Here is a 16514-nt window from a genome sequence, read left to right on the forward strand (position 1 = left end):
TCGGCGCGCTCAGGAGGCGCGGCGGTGCTGTGCCTCGTGCCGTATCTCCAGATCGCCCGAGTCACCGAAGGTGAGCCTGCAGGTGTCCGCCCGGTAGGTCGCCACGGAGACGACCGCGGTACGGCCCGCGCTGAAGTAGCGCGTGGTGACCACGAGGACGGGCGCTCCCGGCAGCCGGTCCAGTTCCTTGGCGTCGTCCGCTCGCGCAGAGCCCAGCTCCACGGCACGGTCCTGGCCGTCGAGCGGCAGCTGCTGCAGCTCGCGCAGGACACCCCGGGCACGGGCCGTGCCGGAGGGGGCGTCGATCGCCGACAGCTCGGGCACGGAGCCGGCAGGAACGTAGAGCAGCTCCGCGGCGACCGGCTGGCCGTGCGTCTCCAGCATCCGGCGCACGGTGTGGACTTCCTCGTCGCCGTCCGTACCGAGCGCACGGGCCACGACGGCCGGCGGCAGGGCGACCGTGCAGTCCATGGGCTGCCAGGCGTCCGAGGGCGCACCGGGCCAGCCGTGCAGGGAGGTGGAGACGTCGACACCCATGCGGGGCGGGGCGACGGTGGTGCCGACGCCGCGGCGGCGCTGCAGCCGGCCCTCCAGCTCCAGTTGTTCAAGAGCCTGACGGAGAGTGGCACGGGCGACGCCGAAACGGGCTGCCAGCTCACGCTCGTTGGGCAGGATCTCACCGACCGAGAAGTCGGAGTCCAGCGCCTCGCCGATCACGGTCTTGAGGTGCCAGTACTTCGGCTCCGGCGCCGTATCGAGCTGCGTGGTCCCCACCCTGTCCTCCGCATCACCGTGTTCCCGGCGGATTTCCGTGCCCTTGTTTATTAAAGGTTCCTGCACTAACCCTGCGACCATAGGACTGCCCACAGTGTTGGTCAAGACCAATCCTGCCGTGCTGCGCCATGGAATCACCGTCTGCCACGACGCGTTCACAGAAGGTTCGTACGATGGCGGAAAAACAGTGGCCCCGTGTCCTCACGGACGCGGGGCCACGAGCGACGGCGGGACGGCGCCGCTATGCCTCGAGCGCGCTGAGCTTGTCGGGATTGCGTACGAGGTAGATGCACTGGATCCTGCCGTCCCTGACCTCGATCTGGACGACGGTGTCCGGCCGGCCGCCCGCGAGCACCAGCAGCGCCGGCGCTCCGTTGAGCTCCGTGACGCGGAACTCCGAGTCGGGCAGGGGCTCCTTGGCGACGGCGAACAGGAAGCGACCGACCTTGACAGCGGTCTCGATGACGCGGCGCGGTGCCTTCGACTTGCCTCCGCTGTCGCTCACCAGCTTCACGTCGGGGGCAAGGAGGCTCAGGAGCGAATCGAGGTCACCGCCCGACGCGGCGGCGAGGAACTGCTCGGTCAGGTCACGCCGTTCGGCAGGGTCGACGTCGTAGCGCGGCCTGCGCTCCTCGACATGGCGCCGGGCCCGCCCGGCCAGCTGCCGTACTGCGGACTCGCTGCGGTCGAGAGCGGTCGCGATCTCGGAATAGGGGAACCCGAAGGCCTCGCGGAGGACGAACACCGCCCGCTCCAGCGGCGAAAGCGATTCCATGACGACCAGAACCGCGAGCGACACCGACTCCCTGAGCACGGCACGCTCGGCGGTGTCGGGCACGGTGCGGTCGTAGTCGGTCGCGATCGGCTCCGGCAGCCAGGGCCCGACGTACGCCTCACGACGGGACTGTGCCTGCCGCAGGCGGTCGATCGCGAGCCGAGTGGTGATGCGTACCAGATAGCCGCGGGGCTCGCGCACATCGTCGCGCGCCTCCGCGGACCAGCGCAGCCAGGTGTCCTGGACCACGTCCTCGGCGTCGGCGAACCGTCCGAGCATGCGGTAGGCCACCCCCGTCAGCACGGGGCGGTGTGTTTCGAAGACGTCGGTCACGGTGTCGGCGGCCACGGTTCCATCCCAGCTCACGCGCACACGGATGTCCAGGCGATAAGCGTGCGTCGCTGGGCACACAGGCGTACCGCCTGCGCACAGAATGTGCAGGCGGCGGTCGCCCGTGGACGGCGGCCGGGAACTGGAGGCTTCTGTGCGGTACGCGGTGCTGGGTACGGGCGTGGTCGGGCGCACCCTCGCGGACGAGCTGGTGAAACTGGGCCACGAGGTACGGATGGGGTCGCGGGATCCGAACAATCCGGCGGCCGTGGAGTGGGCGGCGGCCAGGGGCCCGTCGGCGAGCCACGGCACGTTCGCCGATGCCTCCGCATACGGCGAGGCGGTGGTCTCGGCAGTCGGCGGCCAGGTGGCCCTCGCGGCCCTGCAGACCGTGGGCGAGGAGGCGCTCGCCGGCAAGCTGCTGATCGACGTCTCCAATCCGATCTCGTTCGACGACGGTCGACTGCGGCTGTCTCCCGTCGAGTCGGACAGCGTGGGCGAGCAGATCCAGCGGGCCTTCCCGAGGACCCGTGTGGTGAAATCCCTCAACACCGTCAACTGTGCGGTGATGGTGAATCCCGCGCTGGTGCCGGGCGGACATCAGATCTTCGTCTCCGGCGACGACGACCACGCCAAGGCGGAGGCGAGGGAGCTCCTGGGTGAGTTCGGGTGGCCGGCCGACCGGGTGGTCGATCTGGGCGGGATCGAGTCGGCGCGGGCGGTGGAGATGATGCTGCCCCTGTGGTTCGCGCTCTTCCGGAAGTTCGGGCATGCGGAGTTCAACTTCGAGGTGCGCAGGAGCCATTAGGCCGCGGACGGCCGAGACCGTGACAGCCAGCCCCTTGAACTCGATGCTACTGAGCGGTAATTGTTGCTGACAGGGCGTCTACACTCGGCGGGACGCCCTGTCAGGGCACGTCCATGGACCACGGCCGCCGGTACGGTCACAGAGCGCAGGGAGCAGCGGTATGGCCTCGAAGGTCTCGTTCACGTTCGATTCCCCGAGCGGAAGCCACACACTGTCCGTGGCGTACGAACGACGGGGCAGGGGCGAGCCGCTGCTGCTGCTCCACGGCATCGGTCACCACTGGCAGGCATGGGAACCCGTCCTTCCGCTCCTGGCCCCGGAGCGCGACGTCATCGCCGTCGATCTGCCCGGCTTCGGACTGTCCCCGGCACTGCCCGATGGCATGTCGTACGAGCTCTCGTCGGTCGCGCCGGCACTCGTCGCGTTCTGCGAGGCGCTCGGGGTCGAGCGCCCTCATGTCGCGGGCAACTCCCTCGGTGGGCTGCTCGCCCTGGAGTTGGGACGCGAGAAGCTCGTACGGTCGGTGACGGCACTGTCCCCCGCCGGCTTCTGGACGGAGGGCGAACGCCGGTACGCGTTCGGAACGCTGCTCGCGATGCGCCGCGGCGCCCGGATGCTGCCGTTGCCGGTGGTCGAGACGCTCTCGCGCACGGCGGCCGGGCGGGCGGCGCTGACCAGCACCATCTACGCACGTCCAGGACGCCGTTCACCCGAGGCGGTCGTCGCGGAGACGCTCGCGCTCCGTGACGCCGGCGGCTTCCACCAGACGCTCGGCGCCGGGCGGCAGGTCCTCTTCACCGACGACGTGCCCGGCCTTCCGGTCACCGTGGCCTGGGGCACCCGGGACCGGCTCCTGCTGCGCCGTCAGGGTGTCCGTGCCAAGCATGCGATCCCCGGCGCCCGTCTGGTGCGGCTGCCCGGTTGCGGACATGTGCCGATGAACGACGATCCCGCGCTCGTCGCCCGGGTCATTCTCGACGGCAGCCGCTGAATCCCCGTCGCCGGCCGTCGGGGACGGGCCGGCGCCGACGAGAACACTGGCCGACGCCTGCGCCGGACCGTACGCGCCGGTGCCGACGAGGGGTGCGGTGAGGGCGGCGGCGGAGACGGGGATCAGCCCGGAGAAGACGGTGGCCCGCTCGGCGCCGAACCGCTGTACGCCCATGCACCGGAGGATGAATGCGATCACCGTGGCGGTCACCGCCTGCCACCCCAGCGCCGGCGCCTCGGTGACGGAGGGCATCCGCAGGACCCACCGCCGTCGAGTACCGGCCCGGTGGCGGCCGATTGGAGCCCGGCGATCCCGCAGACCGCAGTGGACTGCAGCCCGGCCTCGACCCCGAGCGGGTCGTCCGGACGGGCTCGGTGAGGAAGTCGCCGGCTCCCCCAGCTGCGCCTGGGCCGGCTCGTCGCGTCCGAGGCCCTGACCGAGGAGATCGTGGCCCGTGAGCGGACGATGGACGTCGGCAATCCGGCGCTCGACCAGGCCCTGCCGGCCTACTTCGTGACGAGCGGGGCCTACGACCGTCGGCTGCGCCGCCGTCTGCGCGCCTACCGCGAGCGCCGTGACGCCCTCGTCTCGGCGCTCGCGGAGCACTTCCCCGGCACCGCGAGTCAGCGGAATCGCCGCCGGTCTGCACATCATCGCCCGGCTGCCCGGCCGTTACGGCCCCGAGCCCGCGCGGCTCGTACCGGGTCGCGCTGCGGCCGGTCGCGCACTGCACGGACCGTGGGACCGCGTATGCCGCCGACGACTGCGTACGGCTGGTTCTCGGCTGTGCGCATCTGTCCCCTGCGCAGTTCGAGGGCGGGGTGCGGCTCCCCGCCGACGCGGCGAGGGCCGCGGGGGGTAGCACCGGTCCCGGAGGCGGAGGACCGCCCGGCGGCCTTCGGGCGCCCGACCGCGTGCCCTCCCGCTCCGCACATGCCGGGCGAGGGGGCACGCTTCGCCGCAGGGACACGGGGCCACATCTCGCCGTGGCGGGTCGAGCCGCGCCACGAAGTCGTCGTCCGCTCCCGCGGTGCCGCGTTGTTCATGTGCGGTTCGTGTGCTCGCCGTCGCGGGGCACTAGGCAGGGGCGACGCACCCCTCCCCGTCCCTTTCCCGGAGGTCTTCCGATGTCGTACAACCGCCGCGCCCTGCTGCGCGGTTCACTCGCCGCGTCCGCGGCGCTCACTCTCGGGGCCGCCGCCCCGGCCCAGGCTCTGCGCGGCAGGCCGGGCGCAGCCTGGGGCGTCCAGGCGGGCGGTGTCACCTCGTCCTCCGGTCTGGTGTGGATCCGGTCCGACCGGCCGGCCAGGATGACGGTGGAGACCTCGGCGACCGAGTCGTTCCGCCGTGCGCACAGATGGCACGGTCCGCTCCTCGGCGCCGATACGGACTTCACCGGAAGGACGGCGCTGCGGGGCCTCCCGGCCGGAGAACAGATCCACTACCGGGTGACGCTCGCCGATCCCGACGACCCGCGTCGCACCGGAGAGCCGGTCTGCGGGACGTTCCGCACGGCGCCGTCGCACCGGAAGAAGGGGGTGCGCTTCCTGTGGTCGGGCGACATCGCCGGGCAGGGCTGGGGCATCAACCCCGATATCGGCGGGTTTCGCGCATACGAGGAGATGCGGCGGCTCGACCCGGACTTCTTCCTGTGCAGCGGTGACACGGTGTACGCGGACGGACCGATCGTCCCGAGCGTGCCCCTGCCCGACGGCCGGGTGTGGCGCAACATCACCACCGAGGAGAAGTCGAAGGTCGCCGAGACACTCGCCGAGTACCGGGGGAACTTCCGCTACAACCTGCTCGACGAGAACGTACGCCGGTTCAACGCTCAAGTGCCGACGGTGGTGCAGTGGGACGACCACGAGGTGCGCAACAACTGGTACCCGGGGCAGATCCTCGACGACGCGCGCTACACCGAGAAGGACGTGGACGTGCTGGCCGCCCGCGCGCTGCGGGCGTTCGGCGAGTACTTCCCCGTCCCCACCCTGCCGCCACGCGGCCGCGAGGGCCGGATGCACCGCGTGGTGCGCCACGGTCCGCTGCTCGACCTGTTCGTCCTCGACATGCGCTCCTACCGCAATGCCAACTCTCCCGGCCGGGGGGTCGATGATCCGGTCGGAATCCTGGGTGAGAAGCAACTGGCCTGGCTCAAGCGTGAGTTGTCACATTCGCGTGCGGTGTGGAAGGTGATCGCCTCGGACCTGCCGCTCGGTCTCGTCGTCGCCGACGGCGCCACGGACTTCGAGGCGGTCGCACAGGGCGACCCCGGTGCGCCCCTGGGGCGCGAGCTTCAGATCGCCGAACTGCTGCGGTTCGTCAAGCACCGGCGGATCCCGGGCACGCTGTGGTTGACCGCGGACGTCCACTACACATCGGCGCAGCACTACGCGCCGGAGCGGGCGGCCTTCAAGGACTTCGCCCCCTTCTGGGAGTTCGTGTCCGGACCGCTCGCAGCGGGCGGCTTCCCGGCCAACGCCCTGGACGGCACATTCGGGCCGGAGCGGGTCTTCGTGCGGGCGCCGGAGCGGGCCAATGTGTCGCCCATGGAGTGGCCGCAGCACTTCGGAGAGGTCGAGATCGACGGCGGAAGCGGCGAGTTGACCGTGCGGCTCCGGGCCGAGGGCGGAACGGTCCTGTTCAGCAAGGTCCTCCAGCCGGGACGGGTCGGCCAGTAACGCCGCTTCCCCTCCTGGGAGTTGCCTCGATGGCATTTACTTGCCATATTGGAAAGTAGATGCCGTCGAGGCCAACGGGGAGAAGACATGTCCGAACACATCGATGCCACCGAGGCATTGGGCCACACCGCACGCATGGAGACCGCCGCACGCCGTCGCAGCAGCTGGTACACGGCCTATCTGTCGGTCTTCGCGGCGATCCAGCTCGTGCTGATCCCGACCGTCCTGCTGCTGCACGGCACGGTCGTCACGCCGATCTCGCTCGTCGTGTACGTCGTGGCGGTGTCGGGCCTGAGCGTGTACGCGGCACGGCAGCGGGCCGTGCGGCGCGGCTTCGGCATCCGGCACACCGTCACGATCCTGGCCTGGGGCGTGCTCTACGCTCTCACGATCGTGCTGGGGTTCACGGCCTTCCGTGACAGCACCGCGTTCGCCGCGGCCGCGGCCGCGGTGTGCACCGTGCCGCTCGCGGTGGGCGCCTGGCTGGAGCGGAGGCAGGACGCATGACCGGGACCGCTCCCGGCAGCCATCCCCGCCACGCCCTGGAACCGCTGCTGACCTCTCCGGTGCGGCTCTCGGTCATGGCGGCCCTCGCTCCGCTGGACAAGGCCGAGTTCGCCTTTGTGCGCGACCTCGTCGAGGTCACCGACTCGGCCCTGTCCAAACAGGTGGCGGCGCTCGAGGAGGCGGGCCTCGTCTCGGTGAGCAAGGGCCGGGTGGGCCGCCGTACCCGCACCTGGCTGGTTCTGACCGCCCGGGGACGCACGGTCTACCGGCGTCACCTCGATGCACTGAGGGCCATCGCGGGGAACTGAACACCGATGCCCTCCCGCATCCCCCGGCAGGTCGGGAGGACGATGCGGGAGGGCGTTGTCAGTGGCGGGCCCTACGGTCCTTCACATGACGCGATCCGTACAGGCATTCGCCTATGCACGGCCGTCCGCCCTCGAGTCGTCAGGGGGCGGCCGACTGCTCGGCCTGGAGACCGCCGGTGGGCTGACGCCCTCCGGACCCGAGGCCCGTCCCCGGTTCTTCTCCGGCTTTCTGACCTCGCCGCAGACCGCGGCCCGTGGACTGCTCGCGGTCGCCGACGTGGCGGCGGCGCGCTACTACCAGCGCGATCTGCGGGCCTCGCTCGACCCGGTGGTGACGGGCAACGGGGACCGGCTGCGCTTCGAGTCGTTCTCCGGGTGCTGCGGGGTGTACGCACGCCTCGATGTGCTCCAGGAGGGACTCGACGGCGCGGAAACCGGTCACGGCACGACGAATGTCGATGTCAACAACCCGCTCCGGGAGGCTCTTTCACGGCTTGCCGGAGACGATCCGCTGCATCTGCGGGTCGGGCCGGACGAGCTCTCGGTGACCACGCTCGACGGGCCCGTGGTGGAGAAGAAGGTGCCGCTCCCGGACCGCTGGCTGCGCGGTTTCGCGGAGGCTCAGGTGGTCTCCGCCGGATTCGATCTGCGGGCCGAACTGACGGCCACCGAGACGGTGCGGTTCCTGCGTTCCCTGCCCCGCTCCTCGGGCCGTGCCTCGCGGGGCGCGATGTGGGTCGTGCCGGCGGGCGGGACCCTGCGCCCGACGACGCGGCCGGTCCCCGGTGCCGTCTGTCTGCCCGGCCCCGAGCGGCTGTCGGCGCTGCAGCGGGTGCTGCGCCCGGCGACGGGGCTGCGGGTGTACGGGCCCCCGGTGACGGGCGGCGCCCCCACGGCGAGCGCCTGGGAGGTGACACTGCCGGGCTTGCGGCTGACCCTCACGCTGTCTCCCGAGAAGGCGCGCGGGTTCTCGGGCGAGGGCGGGGTGCTGGAGGCGCTCGCCACGGACGAGGCCGCGGCGGACGCGGAGCTGGTGTCGGTGCTGCTGGCGTGGGAACCGAGGATCGACCCGGCCGACCTCGCGGAGCAGTCCGGGCTGCCGGTGGAGCGGGTCCGGGCCGCGCTCACCCGGCTCGGCACCGCCGGCCGCGTGGGGTACGACATCGCGGATGCGGCGTATTTCCACCGGGAGCTGCCGTACGACGCGGACCGGACCGAGCGGCACAACCCGCGCCTGGTCGCCGCCGGGAACCTGGTCGCCCTCGGCGCGGTTCGGATCGATGGCGACACCGCGACCGTCGTGTCGGGCGAACAGCACTACCAGGTTCGCGACTCGGGCGGGGCACTCAGCTGCACCTGCCAGTGGTGGGCCGACTACCGGGGCAGCCGTGGGCCGTGCAAGCACGCACTGGCCGTCCGGATGACGAGGCGTGGCCGGACGGAGCACGGCACGACAGAGAGCAACGCGCCACGGAGCGCTGCCACGACCACGGGTGGAGGTGCACCGTGAAGGAGCTCGTCGACGCCGTACGGGCGGGCAGGGACGCCGCGGTGCCGGGCCTGGTGAAGCGGATGACGAGGGCCGAACGCCGGGCGGCCCTCGCCGAGTTGAAGGAGCTACGCCGCGACGTCCGCGGCTGGGGCGGGAACCGCCGGCGGGAGCAGGGTGCCGCCCGGCGCGCACTGCTCGTCGCGGGAACCGGCTGCCACACGGGCGCGGCGGCCACGGCAACCTGGATCGGCGCGCGGGAGCTTCGCGACTGGCGGCCGCTCCCGGTCACGGTCCTGCTCGACCTGCTCGCCGACCGGGACCCGGCGTGGCTGGGCGATCTTGCGCACCGGCTCGCGGGAAGGGCCGCCACCGCCGCGGAGGACTACCCGTTCATCGCGGAACTGGTGCGTACCGCACAGTGCCCCGTTCCGACGAGCGACGCCTTCGTGCACGGCTGGGCCGAATCCCTGATCTCGGCCAGGCCCTCGCACGCCTCCCGCGCCACGCTCCCCCTGGCACTGCGCAACGACCCGCATGTGAGGGAGCTGGTACCACGGCTGTTCGAGACCGTGGAGCCTGCCCCGACACTGTCCTGGTACGCCGACCCGCTGGCGCCGGACCACTGGCCCTCGGCCCTTGCCGCGCTGGCCGAGGAAGGCGTGCTGGACCGTTCGGTACTGGTGGACGGGTGCGTGGCACGGCTGCTGCGCGGGGGCCGCCCGGGACAGCTGAGGTTCTTCCTGATACTGCTCGACCGGCTGGCACTGACGCCGGCCGAGGAGCGGGAACGCGTGGCGGACTGGACGGCGATGGCGGCGGACGGACCCTCGGCCCTGGCCGGTCGCGCCCAGGACGTCCTGGGCAGGATGGCCGGGGCCGGTAAACTGCCCACGGCACAGCTGGCGGAGATGTCCGGCGCCGTTCTGTTCCGCCCCGAGAAGAAGCTTGTGCGGGGCCAACTGGTGCTGCTCGGCAAGGTGCTGCGGCGTGACCCGGCAGCCGCGGACGCGCTGCTGCCGGTGATCGCCGAGGCGTTCGGGCACGCGGACACCGATATCCAGGAACGGGCGCTGAAGCTGGTGGCCCGGCACATCGGAGCCGGTCGGGGCAGTCACCGCAGCAGCGAAGCCCTCCGCTCCGAACTCGCCGGCTTCACCGAGCTGTTGAGTCCGGTGCACCGGGCTCGCGCGGCCGAGGTGTTCGGCGGGGCGATGCGGCCGGCCACGCGCACACCGTATGCGGAGACGCTCCCACCGGTGCCGGTCCCGATGCGGCTCGCGCCTGCGCCGGACACGGTCGCCGAGACCGTCGAGCTGGTGGCGGCCGTGGTCAAGTCGGGTTCGTCGACGGTCCCGGAGTTCGAACGGGCCCTGGACGGTCTGGTGCGGCACGCCCGTCTGGACCGGGCGGCGCTGGCCGGCGCGCTGCGGCAAGCGCTCGCCGGCAGTTGGTGGCTCGAGGCCGGCGCCGGCCGGGCGGAAGTCGACCGGCTGCACGGGTTGGAGACCGTCGCCGCCGCTGTTCTGGACCGGGTCCGGGCAACGCGTCCGCGCAGCATCCGCTCCCGCACGGACGGAGCGACGCGCTGCGCCCACACGGCGCTGGACGGTGTTCCGGCCGCACGGGTGGGCGAGGCCGCGTACCACGTCCAGACCCGCCCCCTGCCGTTCCTCCTTGCCACTCCGACCTGGGAGAACGGCACACTGGACCCAGACGTGCTGATCGAGGGGCTGCGCAGCTATCAGCGACAGTGCGCGACCCCCGCATCCATCGACTTCGCGCAGGCGTTGCTGCGAGTCCGCCGTGACCCCGCGGCGGCGGCCGCGGCTGCCGCCCTCGGCACCCGGGAGGGTGCGCGGCTCGCTGCCTGGCTCACCTCAGAGGGCGATGCGGTGCGTCCGCAGCGCCGCATCGAGGAACCGCCGCACGACCTGTCGCGGCTCCACTGGTGGCAGCGGGACCGGGCTTCCGTGCGCCGCATCGTGCTGGAGGGTACGGAGCGCCCGGCCGTCCGGCGCGACTTCCCTCCTGAGTTCCAGCTGCTCAACCACCCCGGCACGGTCTCGCGCTGCTACCACTGGACCGAGCCGGACCCGCTCTGGCCGGCGGTGCTGCCGGAGGACCGAGAGGCCCTGGCCCTCTTGCTGCTGCCCGACATGACGGCCTGTGCCACTGCGGAGGAGCGCGGCCATGCGGGGCTGCTGCCCCGGTTGGCCGAGTCGGGCGGGACCGCCGGGGAGGCACTGCATCTGTCGTTGGCGTACGCGCTCGCCGCACGACACCCGGAGGACCGGCTCGCGGCGGTCGACGCGCTGCTCGTCCTCGCGGCGCGCGGTGAGCTGGAAGGGGCACGGCTGGGCCGTGAACTGTCAGAGCTGGTACGGCTCGGCACCGTCAAGCCCAACCGGCTTGCGGATGCGGTCCGCACCGCCGCGGCGACCGGTGCCTGGGCGACGACGTGGTCGGTGCTCGGAGCGGCGCTGCCCGGTCTGCTGGACGCCGGTGATCCGCCGCGCGGGACGGGTGAACTGCTGTCGGTGGCAGCCGACTGCGTCGAACGGTGCGGGGCGGAGGTGCCGGAACCGGGCGGTGTCCGAAAGGTCCCCGGGCTCGCCGGGCTCGCCGCACGAGGCGGGTCCTCCCGGCTCGTCGCTCAGGCCGGGCGGCTGCTGAACGCGATACGCCAGAGCCTTGATCAGCCGAGGACACAAGATGACGAAAGCGGGCGATAGTCAGCCAGATCGATGCTTAACCAGCCAGTCACAAAGCGTTCGTGATCACGCAACACCACTTCGTCACAGTGAAGGCATGACTGAACTGACTTCCGCGAAGCGTGCCCGCCGCCCTCAACGCCACCACCACTGGCGGCGGGACCTCGTCGAGCTGGCCGCGCTGTTCACGGCCGTCGCCGTCGCCGACGCCGTGGCGAACATGATCGCGCACGGTCCCGACGGCCCGTATCTGCTCGTCGCCTCGGCCGTCGCACTCATCGCCACGGCCGCCTTCCACACGTGGTGGGCACGCCGCCACGGCCATGCACCGCCGAGCTCCGATACCGGCGGTCCCGGGGCCACGGGTTCCGGGACCGTCGACGTCGCGGCGGGCGAGCCGGGGCATCCGCGTGAGACGGCACTGTGGCGGATGCGTACGACCGTGCGGGACCAGCCCGGCAGCCTCGCCGCCCTGTGCACCGCACTCGCCCGGCACCAGGTGGACATCCTCACCCTTCAGACGCACCCGCTGGCCGACGGAACGGTGGACGAATTCCTGCTGAGGGCGCCCGCCGGGCTCCCGGCGCAGCACATCACCAGGGAGGTCTCCGCCGCGGGCGGCAGCAGCACCTGGATCGAGCGCGCGGATGCCCATGACCTGGTGGACACCCCGACCCGGCTGCTGGGCCTCGCCACGCGCACCGCGCTCGATGCCGCGGAACTTCCCCTTGCCCTGCGCCAGTTGCTCGGCCGTTGCACCATCCATTCACTGCCCGCCGTCACCCTCGGCGGCCGGCCGACCGGTGAGTCCGTGCCCGTCGAGGGCGTGCTCGACGAGACCATGATGCGGCTGCGCGATCCGAGCGGCGGCACGATCACGGTCGAGCGGCCGTATCTACCGTTCACACCGACCGAGTTCGCCCGCGCCCGCGCACTCGTCGAGCTGGATGCCCGGCTCGGCCCTCGCATTCCGCGCAGCCAGGACGTGCTGACGCTGCCCGAGGGCAACGAGATCACCGTACGCCGCGCCGACCGGAGCGACGTCCCGGCCGCCCGCGCGATGCACGACCGCTGCTCCGCGCGCACTCTGAGCCTGCGCTACCACGGGCCGGTCGGCGACGCCGACCGCTATCTGAACCATCTGCTCAGCCCGCGCTTCGGCCGCACGCTCGCGGTGGAGACGGCTTCCGGCCGACTGGTCGCACTCGGTCATCTGCTCTGGGACGGCGACGAGACGGAGGTCGCCCTGCTCGTCGAGGACGACTGGCAGCGCCGCGGCATCGGCTCCGAACTGCTGGGACGGCTGGTCTCGATGGCCGTCGAGGCGGGATGCGAGAGCGTGTACGCCGTCACGCAGGCGTCCAACACCGGCATGGTCGCCGCCATGCGCGGGCTCGGCCTCCCGCTCGACTACCAGATCGAGGAGGGCACCCTGGTGATCACCGCCCGGCTGGACGGGGCTCCCGTACCGTCCCTGCTTCCGCTCGAGGTGCCGGACGCGCTGCCGCGACTCCGGCACGGACGGCCCGAGCGGGGGTAGCACTCAGCGCCCCGCACAGATCCGCCCACAGGTCCTCGACGTCCTCGAGCCCGACGGACATGCGCAGCAGCCGGTCACTGACGCCTGCGGCACGCCGGTCCCCTTCGGCCACGATGCGGTGGCTGATGGACGCCGGGTGCTGGATCAGCGTGTCCACGCTGCCCAGGCTGACGGCGGGCGTGATCAGCCTGACACCTGCGATCACCTCGCGCGCGTCGCCGTAGACCTCGAACGCGACCATGGCGCCCCCCACCTGCGGATAGTGGACCCGTGCGACACGCGGGTCCGCCGCGAGCCGCCTGGCGAGATCGGCGGCGGTCACCGATGCCGCCCGTATCCGCACCGGCAGCGTGGAAAGGCCACGCAGGAGCAGGTATCCGGCCATCGGATGAAGCACCCCGCCGGTGGCGAAGCGCACCTGGCGCAGCGCGGCGGCGAACTCCTCGTCGCAGGCGACGACACCGCCCATCACATCGCCGTGCCCGCCCAGGTACTTGGTCGCGCTGTGCAGCACGATCCGTGCCCCCTGCTCCACGGGACGCTGCAGGACCGGCGTGGCGAAGGTGTTGTCGACCAGCAGCGGCACCGAGCCGCAGGAATGGGCGAGCGCTCTGATGTCGGCCTCGGCGAGCGTGGGGTTGGCGGGGGTCTCGACCATCACCAGTCCGGTGTCCGGGCGGATCGCGGCGGCGACGCCCGCCGGGTCGGTCCAGGTCACCTCGGTGCCGAGCAGCCCGCCGTCGAGCAGATGATCGCTGCAGCCGTACAGCGGCCGGACCGCGACGACATGGCGCAGCCCCATCGACGCCCTGACCAGCAGGACCGCGGTCAGGGCGGCCATCCCGCTGGCGAAGGCCACCGCGTCGTCGGTCCCTTCCAGCCGGGCCAGCGCGGTCTCGAAGCGGGATGTGGTCGGGTTGTCGAGCCGGGCATAGACCGGGGGACCGTCGAGCCGCCCGCCGGTCGACGCGAACGCGTCGATGCGCGCCGCCTCTGCTGCCACGTCGTGCGAGGGGTAGGTGGTGGACAGGTCGATCGGTGCGGCGTGCAGACCGAGCGCAACGAGGTCCTCGCGGCCGGCATGCACGGCTTCGGTGGCGAGCGCCCTGGGGGTGGGGACGGGGGCGGTCGAGGAGGCGTAGTCCATGGCGGCACTCTGAACAGTTACCCGGTAGTAGGACGATAGCTCCGTGTTACGTTCGGGCCATGGCTGAATCCGTCGTACTGGACCCGGTGGATCTCCACATACTGCGCGTTCTGCAGAACGACGCCCGGACCACGTATCGGGAGGTGGCCGCCGAGGTGGGCGTCGCACCGTCGACCTGTCTGGATCGGGTGGCCAGATTGCGCCGCAGCGGCGTGATCCTCGGCCATCAGCTCCGTATCGATCCGGCCAAACTCGGCAGGGGGCTCGAAGCCCTTCTCTCCGTACAGGTGCGCCCCCACCGGCGGGATCTGATCGGCCCCTTCGTCGAACGCATCCGGGCGCTGCCCGAATCACGCGCGCTGTTCCATCTGACGGGCCCGGACGACTATCTGGTGCACGTTGCCGTCGCTGACACGGCGGATCTCCAGCGGCTCGTTCTCGACGAGTTCACCTCGCGGCCCGAAGTCGCCCGCGTGGAAACCCGGCTGATCTTCCAGCACTGGGACTGCGGACCGCTGCTTCCTCCGGCTCCGGATGCCTCCTCCCAGGCTCGTTTGTCAGCCGACTGAGATCGAACAGCGGTGACGCAGGGCCGTGTACGTACCAGGATGAGCACATGCCAGAGACACCGAGCAGCGCGCTGCCGCGCCAGGTCGCCGACGCATACGTCGACGCACTCATCGACCTCGATCCGATCACCGGTACCTACCTGGGAGTGCCGGAGAGCGCGAGCCGCCTCCCCGACTTCTCCCCGGCCGGCCAGGAGGCCGTGGCCGCACTCGCCCGCACGACACTGGTCCGGCTCGACGAGGCCGAGCGTCTGCCCGGTGCCGAAACGGAAGCCGAGCAGCGCTGCGGGCGTTTGCTCCGCGAGCGGCTCACAGCGGAACTGGCCGTGCACGAGGCGGATGAGGGGCTGCGGCAGATCAGCAATCTGCGCTCCCCCGCGCACGCGGTGCGCGGGGTGTTCACGGTGATGCCGACCGATTCGAAGGCCGACTGGGGCGCGATCGCCGAGCGGCTGCGTGCGGTGCCCGACGCGCTGGAGGGGTACCGGGCGTCGCTCGAGCTCGGGCTCGAGCGTGAACTCCCCGCGGGTCCCCGCGCCACGGCGGCCTTCATCGGACAGCTGGACGAGTGGGTGGGGGATTCCGGTACGACGGACGGAGGCGGGACGGAGCAGCAGGAGCCGAGCGGGCGGAGCTGGTTCGCCCAGTTCGTCGCGTCGGGTCCGGACGAGCTGCGCCCCGAGCTGGACAGCGCCGCAGAAGTGGCCGCTGCGGCGGTCACCGGCCTGCGCGACTGGATGCGCGAGGTGTACGCCCCCGCGGTCGCATCCGCCCCCGACACGGTGGGCCGCGAGCGCTATGCACGCTGGGCCCGGTTCTTCCTCGGCGCCGATCTCGACCCGGAGGAGGCCTACGCCTACGGCTGGGCCGAGTACCACCGGCTGCTGGGCGAGATGAGGGCCGAGGCCGACCGGATCCTGCCCGGTTCGGGCCCCTGGGAGGCACTTGCCCACCTCGATGACCACGGCTCGCACATCGAGGGCGTCGAAGAGGTCCGGGTCTGGCTGCAGAAGCTGATGGACGAGGCGGTCGAGGCACTCGACGGGACCCACTTCGAGCTCGCCGAACGGGTGCGGAAGGTGGAGTCCCGTATCGCCCCGCCCGGCAGTGCGGCCGCCCCCTACTACACCGGTCCGTCCGAGGACTTCTCGCGGCCGGGCCAGACCTGGCTGCCGACGATGGGCGAGAAGCGCTTCCCGGTCTACGACCTGGTGTCCACCTGGTACCACGAAGGAGTCCCGGGCCACCATCTGCAGATCGCGCAGTGGGCGCACGTCGCCGAACGGCTCTCCCGCTACCAGGCGACCGTCGGCAGCGTCAGTGCCAATTGCGAGGGCTGGGCACTGTACGCGGAGCGGCTCATGGACGAACTCGGTTTCATGCCCGACGCCGAGCGCCGGCTCGGCTACCTGGACGCGCAGATGATGCGGGCCTGCCGGGTCATCGTCGACATCGGTATGCACCTTCAGCTGGAGATCCCGGCCGACTCCCCCTTCCACCCCGGCGAGCGCTGGACGCCTGCCCTGGCCCAGGAGTTCTTCGGCAGCCACAGCGGCCGTCCCGCCGAGTTCGTCGAGAGCGAACTGACCCGCTACCTCTCCGTACCGGCCCAGGCCATCGGGTACAAACTGGGCGAACGTGCCTGGCTCCAGGGCCGGGCCAACGCCCGTGCGGCACACGGCGACGCCTTTGACGCCAAGGCCTGGCACATGGCGGCTCTGTCCCAGGGGCCGTTGGGCCTCGACGACCTGGTCGAGGAGATCTCCAAGCTCTGAAGCCCCGTCGTACGGGGGTCATGGGGCCCGGCCTCGCGCAGGTCCGCGCAGGCCGGGCCCGCCCATGCACAGCACCGCGGCCGCGCGGCGTCCCGGTGCGCACATCCGC

General features: G+C 71.7%; 13 protein-coding genes and 1 pseudogene. 11 read left to right on the forward strand and 3 right to left on the reverse strand.

From position 1 onward, the window contains the following. Positions 1-9: 9 nt before the first annotated feature. Positions 10-774, reverse strand: a complete 765-nt coding sequence (locus tag AC068D_RS30025) for a GntR family transcriptional regulator (RefSeq protein WP_478826322.1) — start codon at positions 772-774, stop codon at positions 10-12. A gap of 241 nt (positions 775-1015) precedes the next feature. Beyond that, positions 1016-1897 carry an RNA polymerase sigma-70 factor gene (locus AC068D_RS30030; protein WP_478826323.1) on the reverse strand — a complete coding sequence of 294 codons (882 nt, stop codon included), beginning with the start codon at positions 1895-1897 and terminating at the stop codon, positions 1016-1018. A 136-nt stretch (positions 1898-2033) separates the two neighbouring features. Between AC068D_RS30030 and AC068D_RS30035 the strand changes: the two genes are divergently transcribed. From AC068D_RS30035 to AC068D_RS30075, 9 genes and pseudogenes are all read left to right on the forward strand, one after another. After that, on the forward strand, positions 2034-2687 hold the full coding sequence (locus AC068D_RS30035; protein WP_478826239.1) for an NADPH-dependent F420 reductase: 654 nt from the start codon (positions 2034-2036) through the stop codon (positions 2685-2687). A 160-nt stretch (positions 2688-2847) separates the two neighbouring features. Next, positions 2848-3678 carry an alpha/beta fold hydrolase gene (locus tag AC068D_RS30040; RefSeq protein WP_478826240.1) on the forward strand — a complete coding sequence of 277 codons (831 nt, stop codon included), beginning with the start codon at positions 2848-2850 and terminating at the stop codon, positions 3676-3678. Between the two features lie 326 nt (positions 3679-4004). After that, positions 4005-4541, forward strand: a pseudogene (locus AC068D_RS30045) (MocR-like pyridoxine biosynthesis transcription factor PdxR); the annotation flags it as partial. Positions 4542-4805: 264 nt separating this feature from the next. Beyond that, complete coding sequence (locus tag AC068D_RS30050; RefSeq protein ID WP_478826324.1) at positions 4806-6356, forward strand: alkaline phosphatase D family protein; 1551 nt, start codon at positions 4806-4808, stop codon at positions 6354-6356. 87 nt (positions 6357-6443) lie between these two features. After that, positions 6444-6863, forward strand: a complete 420-nt coding sequence (locus AC068D_RS30055; protein WP_478826241.1) for a hypothetical protein — start codon at positions 6444-6446, stop codon at positions 6861-6863. Beyond that, positions 6860-7171, forward strand: coding sequence for a transcriptional regulator (locus AC068D_RS30060; RefSeq protein WP_478826242.1), 312 nt, complete (start codon positions 6860-6862; stop codon positions 7169-7171). Before AC068D_RS30055 ends, AC068D_RS30060 begins: the two co-directional genes overlap by 4 nt. Positions 7172-7256: 85 nt before the next feature. After that, positions 7257-8681 carry an SWIM zinc finger family protein gene (locus tag AC068D_RS30065; protein ID WP_478826243.1) on the forward strand — a complete coding sequence of 475 codons (1425 nt, stop codon included), beginning with the start codon at positions 7257-7259 and terminating at the stop codon, positions 8679-8681. Then, positions 8678-11395, forward strand: coding sequence for a DUF7824 domain-containing protein (locus tag AC068D_RS30070; RefSeq protein WP_478826244.1), 2718 nt, complete (start codon positions 8678-8680; stop codon positions 11393-11395). Before AC068D_RS30065 ends, AC068D_RS30070 begins: the two co-directional genes overlap by 4 nt. A 76-nt stretch (positions 11396-11471) precedes the next feature. Next, positions 11472-12914 carry a GNAT family N-acetyltransferase gene (locus tag AC068D_RS30075; protein WP_478826245.1) on the forward strand — a complete coding sequence of 481 codons (1443 nt, stop codon included), beginning with the start codon at positions 11472-11474 and terminating at the stop codon, positions 12912-12914. Here the strand turns inward: AC068D_RS30075 and AC068D_RS30080 are convergent. Beyond that, positions 12814-14061 carry a trans-sulfuration enzyme family protein gene (locus tag AC068D_RS30080; RefSeq protein WP_478826246.1) on the reverse strand — a complete coding sequence of 416 codons (1248 nt, stop codon included), beginning with the start codon at positions 14059-14061 and terminating at the stop codon, positions 12814-12816. The two genes, AC068D_RS30075 and AC068D_RS30080, sit on opposite strands and share 101 nt — an antisense overlap. Positions 14062-14120: 59 nt before the next feature. On the opposite strand from AC068D_RS30080, the gene AC068D_RS30085 reads away from it, so the two are divergent. Beyond that, positions 14121-14630, forward strand: a complete 510-nt coding sequence (locus tag AC068D_RS30085) for an Lrp/AsnC family transcriptional regulator (RefSeq protein WP_478826247.1) — start codon at positions 14121-14123, stop codon at positions 14628-14630. 47 nt (positions 14631-14677) lie between these two features. After that, positions 14678-16405 carry a DUF885 domain-containing protein gene (locus AC068D_RS30090; RefSeq protein WP_478826248.1) on the forward strand — a complete coding sequence of 576 codons (1728 nt, stop codon included), beginning with the start codon at positions 14678-14680 and terminating at the stop codon, positions 16403-16405. Positions 16406-16514 lie beyond the last annotated feature (109 nt).

It is taken from the genome of Streptomyces sp. NPDC043861, assembly GCF_056435905.1.